The 5,093-nt window shown below is 77.6% G+C and carries 1 protein-coding gene; it reads left to right on the top strand.

The features are described from left to right. Positions 1 to 11 precede the first annotated feature (11 nt). Positions 12 to 5,093, top strand: a 5,082-nt coding sequence (locus ABZ793_RS34510) for an SDR family NAD(P)-dependent oxidoreductase (RefSeq protein ID WP_357465168.1), incomplete at its 3' end; no start/stop codon positions are given.

The raw sequence follows: 5,093 nt of genomic DNA, 5'->3' as shown, positions 1-5,093 counted from the left end.
TGGCCGACCGGGTGGGGATCGCCGCCGTGAACGGCCCGACGTCCGTGGTGGTGTCCGGGGCGGTCGACGCGCTCGACGAGGTGGAGCAGGTCTGGACGGCGCGTGGCGTCCGGACGCGCCGGTTGACCGTGAGTCACGCGTTCCACAGCCCGCTGATGGAGCCGATGCTCGCCGAGTTCCGCGCGGTGCTGGACGGGCTGACGTTCTCCGCGCCGCTCGTGCCGGTCGTGTCGAACCTGACCGGGACGCTCGCCGACCCGCAGGAGCTGACCCGCGCCGACTACTGGGTGCGCCACGTCCGCGAGGCCGTCCGCTTCGCCGACGGGGTCGCCGCCCTGCGCGCCGCCGGCGTGGACACGTTCGTCGAGGTAGGGCCCGGCCCGGTCCTCACCGCGCTGGTCCGCGAGGCCCTGTCCGGGGACGACGCCGTCGTGGCCGTGCCGACCCAGCGCCGGGACCGCCCCGAGCCGCGCGCCCTGCTCACCGGCCTGGCGGAACTCCTCGCCGCCGGCGGCGCCGTCGACTGGACCCCGATCTTCGCCGACGCCGCCGCCACCCGCGTGGACCTGCCCACGTACGCCTTCGCCGAGGAGCGGTACTGGCTCCGCCCCGCCGGCCGCGCCTCGGACGTCTCCGGCGCCGGCCTCGGCGCCGCCCGCCACCCGCTGCTCGCCGCCGCCGTCCGGCTGGCCGGCGAGGACGCGGCCGTGCTCACCGGCCGGCTGTCGGTTGCGGCCCAGCCGTGGCTGGCCGACCACGTGGTGGCCGGCGCGGTGATCGTCCCCGGCACCGCCCTCGTCGAGCTGGCGCTGCGGGCCGGCGACGAGTTCGGCCCCTGCCGGGTACGGGAGCTGACCATCGCCGCGCCGCTGGTGCTCCCCGCCCAGGGCGGGGTGCGGGTGCAGGTCCGGGTCGGCCCGCGCGACGGCGCCGGCTGGCGGGCCGTCGCCGTGCACTCCCAGCCCGACCACGACCCCGACGGCGACTGGGTGCAACACGCCGAGGGCGTGCTCACCGCCGTCGACCCGACCGACGACGCCGGCCTCGGTGCGTGGCCCCCGGCGCACGCCGTCGAGGCCGACCTCGCCGGCTGGTACGACGCCCTCGCCGGGCACGGCATGACGTACGGGCCGGCGTTCCAGGGCCTGCGGCGGGCCTGGACGGCCGGCGACGACACCGTCTACGCCGAGGTGGCCCTGCCCGCGAACGGGCCCGACGGGGTCGCCGGGTTCGGCGTGCACCCCGCCCTGCTCGACGCCGCCCTGCACCCCACCGCCCTGCTGCCGGGCGACGGCACCACCGGCCCCAAGGCACCCTTCGCGTTCGAGGGCGTCCAGGTGCACGCCGTCGGCGCGGACACCCTGCGGATCCGGCTGACCCGGGCCGGCGCGGCGGTTCGGCTGCTCGCCGTGGACGACACCGACCAGCCGGTGGTGTCGATCGACTCCCTCGTGCTGCGCGAGATGACCGGCGTCGACCCGTCGGCGGCCACCCTGGCCGCCCGCTCGCTGTTCCGGGTCGCCTGGCAGGCCGAGCCGCTCACCCCCGGTCCCACGCCCACCGCCGCCCTGCTGGGCGCGGCCACCCCCGCCCTGCCCGGCGCGTCCGCGTACCCGGGCGTCGCCGAACTGGTCGCCGCCGGCGACGTACCCCCACTGGTGCTGCTGCCCGTGCCCGCGACGCCGGCCGACCTGCCGGCCGGCGAGCTACCGGCCGCCGTCCGGACGGCCACCGCCGGCGTGCTCGCCGAGGTGCAGGCGTGGCTGGCCGCCGACGCCGACGCCCGGCTCGTGGTGGTCACCCGCGACGCGGTGCGCGCCACCGACGCCGACCCGGCCGGCAACCTGGCCGGCGCGGCCGTGTGGGGCCTCGTCCGCTCCGCCCAGTCCGAGCACCCCGGCCGGATCGTCCTGGCCGATCTCGACCGGGACCTCGACGAACCCGCCGTCGCGCTGTTCGCGGCCGCCGCCGACGACCCGGCCGCGGCGCAGCTCGCGGTCCGCGGCGACGCGGCCCTCACCCCCCGACTGGTACGCGCCGACGCCCCGCCCGCGGCCGCCCCGCGCACCCGCGGCGGCACCGTCCTCGTCACCGGCGGCACCGGCGCGCTCGGCGGCCTGCTCGCCCGGCACCTGGTCACCGAGTGGGGAGTGGACTCCCTCGCCCTGGTCAGCCGGCGCGGCCCCGACGCCGACGGCGCGGCCGAGCTGGCCGACGAGCTGACCGCCCTCGGCGCCCGCGTCCGGGTGCTCGCCTGCGACGTCACCGACCCCGACGCCGTGCGCGCCCTCGTCGCGCGGCTCACCGACGGCGAACGCCTCGCCGGGGTGGTGCACACCGCCGGCGTCCTCGACGACGCCGTCGTGAGCGGCATCGACGCGGACCGGCTGGCCCGGGTGCTCGCCCCGAAGGTCGACGCCGGTTGGTGGCTGCACGAGGCCACCGCCCACCTCGACCTCGACCTGTTCGTCGCGTTCTCCTCGATCGCCGGGGTGCTCGGCTCGCCCGGCCAGGGCGCGTACGCGGCGGCGAACGCCTTCCTCGACGCCCTCGCCGCCCACCGGCGCGACCGGGGGCTGCCCGGCCACTCCCTGGCCTGGGGCATGTGGGACACCGACGGCATGGCGGCCGGCCTCAGCGCCACCGACCGGTCCCGGGTGTCCCGCGCCGGCCTCGGCCTGATCACCGCCCCGGTCGGCGTGGCGCTGTTCGACGCGGCGGTCGCCGCCGACGCCGCCGCCCTCGTACCGGCCGTGGTCGACGTGCCCGCCATGCGGGCGGCGGCCACCGCCGCCGGCGTACCGCCGATGCTGCGCGCCCTCGTCGGCACCGCGACCGCCCGGCGGCAGGCCGGCGGCGGCGCGGCCGGCGGCTGGGCCCAGCGGCTCGCGGCGCTCGCCCCCGACGAGGCCCGCGCCCAGGTCGACCTGCTGGTCCGGGGTCTGGTGGCGCAGGTGCTCGGCCACGGCGGGGCGGAGGCGGTGCCGGCGGACCGGGCGTTCCGGGAGTTGGGCTTCGACTCGCTGACCGCCGTGGACCTGCGGAACCGGGTCAACGCGGCCACCGGGCTGCGGCTGGCCTCCACGCTGGTGTTCGACTACCCGACGCCCGCCGCGCTCGCGGCGCACGTGCACGAGCAGCTCACCGGCGAGATCGCGGCCCGCCCCGACGCGGTGGCCGCCACCGGCGTGGACGAGCCGATCGCCATCGTCGGCATGGCCTGCCGCTATCCCGGCGGCGTGGCGAGCCCCGAGCAGCTCTGGGAGCTGCTGGCCGCCGGCGGCGACGGCATCGGCGAGTTCCCCACCGACCGGGGCTGGGACCTCGACGCCCTCTTCCACCCCGACCCCGACCACGCCGGCACCTCGTACGCCCGGCACGGCGGCTTCCTGGCCGGGGCGGCCGAGTTCGACCCGGCGTTCTTCGGTATCTCGCCGCGCGAGGCGGTCGCCATGGACCCGCAGCAGCGGCTGCTGCTGGAGGCGTCCTGGGAGACGTTCGAGTCCGCCGGCATCGACCCGGCGCGGGTACGCGGCAGCCGCACCGGCGTGTTCGCCGGCCTGATGTACCACGACTACGCCTCGCAGGTGCAGGAGCTGCCCGAGGGCCTGGAGGGCTACATCGGCACCGGCAACTCCGGCAGCGTGGTGTCCGGGCGGGTGGCGTACACGTTCGGCCTGGAGGGGCCGGCGGTCACCGTGGACACCGCCTGCTCGTCGTCGCTGGTGGCGCTGCACCTGGCCGTGCAGGCGCTGCGGTCGGGGGAGTGCGACCTGGCCCTGGCCGGCGGCGTGACCGTGATGGCGACGCCGGGGACGTTCATCGAGTTCTCCCGCCAGCGCGGGCTCGCCGCCGACGGGCGGTGCAAGTCGTTCGCCGCGACGGCGGACGGCACGGGCTGGTCTGAGGGCGTGGGCATGCTGCTCGTGCAGCGGCTCTCCGACGCCCGGCGGGAGGGCCGGCGCATCCTGGCGGTCGTACGCGGGACCGCCGTGAACCAGGACGGGGCGTCGAACGGGTTGACGGCGCCGAACGGGCCGTCGCAGCAGCGGGTCATCCGGCAGGCCCTGGCGAACGCCCGCCTGACCACGCTCGACGTGGACGCGGTGGAGGCGCACGGTACGGGCACCACCCTGGGTGACCCGATCGAGGCGCAGGCGCTGCTGGCCACGTACGGCCAGGACCGCGACGGCCGGGAACCACTGTGGCTCGGCTCGATCAAGTCGAACATCGGGCACACCCAGGCGGCGGCCGGGGCGGCCGGCATCATCAAGATGATCATGGCGATGCGGCACGGCGTCCTGCCCCGCACCCTGCACGTCGACGAGCCGTCCCCGCACATCGACTGGACCGTGGGCGCGGTCGAGCTGCTCACCGAGTCCCGGCCGTGGCCGGCGACCGGCCGGCCGCGCCGGGCCGCCGTGTCCTCGTTCGGGGTCAGCGGCACCAACGCCCACGTCGTCATCGAGCAACCACCCGCCGACACCCGGCCCGCCCCGGCCGGGGCGACGCCCGACCCGGCCCGCCCCGCCCCGGTGCTGCTCTCCGCCCGCTCCGACGCCGCGCTCGCCGCGCAGGCCGACCGCTGGGCTGGCTGGCTCGCCGCCGACGAAACCCGGCGCCCGGTCGACGTCGGCTGGTCGTCCGTGGTCAGCCGCGCCGTCCTGGAACACCGTGCCGTGGTCACCGCCGGCGACCGGGACGAGTTGCTGGCCGGGCTGCGCGCCCTCGCCGCCGGCTCCCCGGCCGCCGGGGTCGTCACCGGTACGGGGGCCGCGCGCGGCCGGCTCGCGATCCTCTTCTCCGGGCAGGGCGCGCAGCGCGCCGGCATGGGCCGGGAGTTGTACGGCGTGTTCCCGGTGTTCGCCTCGGCGTTGGACGAGGTGTGCGGGCACCTGGACCCGCTGCTGCCGCAGCCGCTTCGTGACGTGCTGTTCGCTCCCGACGGCTCGGCCGAGGCGGAGCTGCTGGACCAGACCGTGTTCACGCAGGCCGGGTTGTTCGCGGTCGAGGTGGCGTTGTTCCGCCTGGTGGAGTCGTTCGGGGTGGTGCCGGACTTCGTGGGTGGGCATTCGGTCGGTGAGATCACGGCC

This window comes from Micromonospora sp. NPDC047465, assembly GCF_040643125.1.
In the GTDB taxonomy this organism is placed as follows: Bacteria; Actinomycetota; Actinomycetes; order Mycobacteriales; family Micromonosporaceae; genus Micromonospora.
The sequence above is the reverse complement of the archived record's forward strand: the minus strand, read 5'-3'. Positions and strand labels throughout refer to the sequence as shown.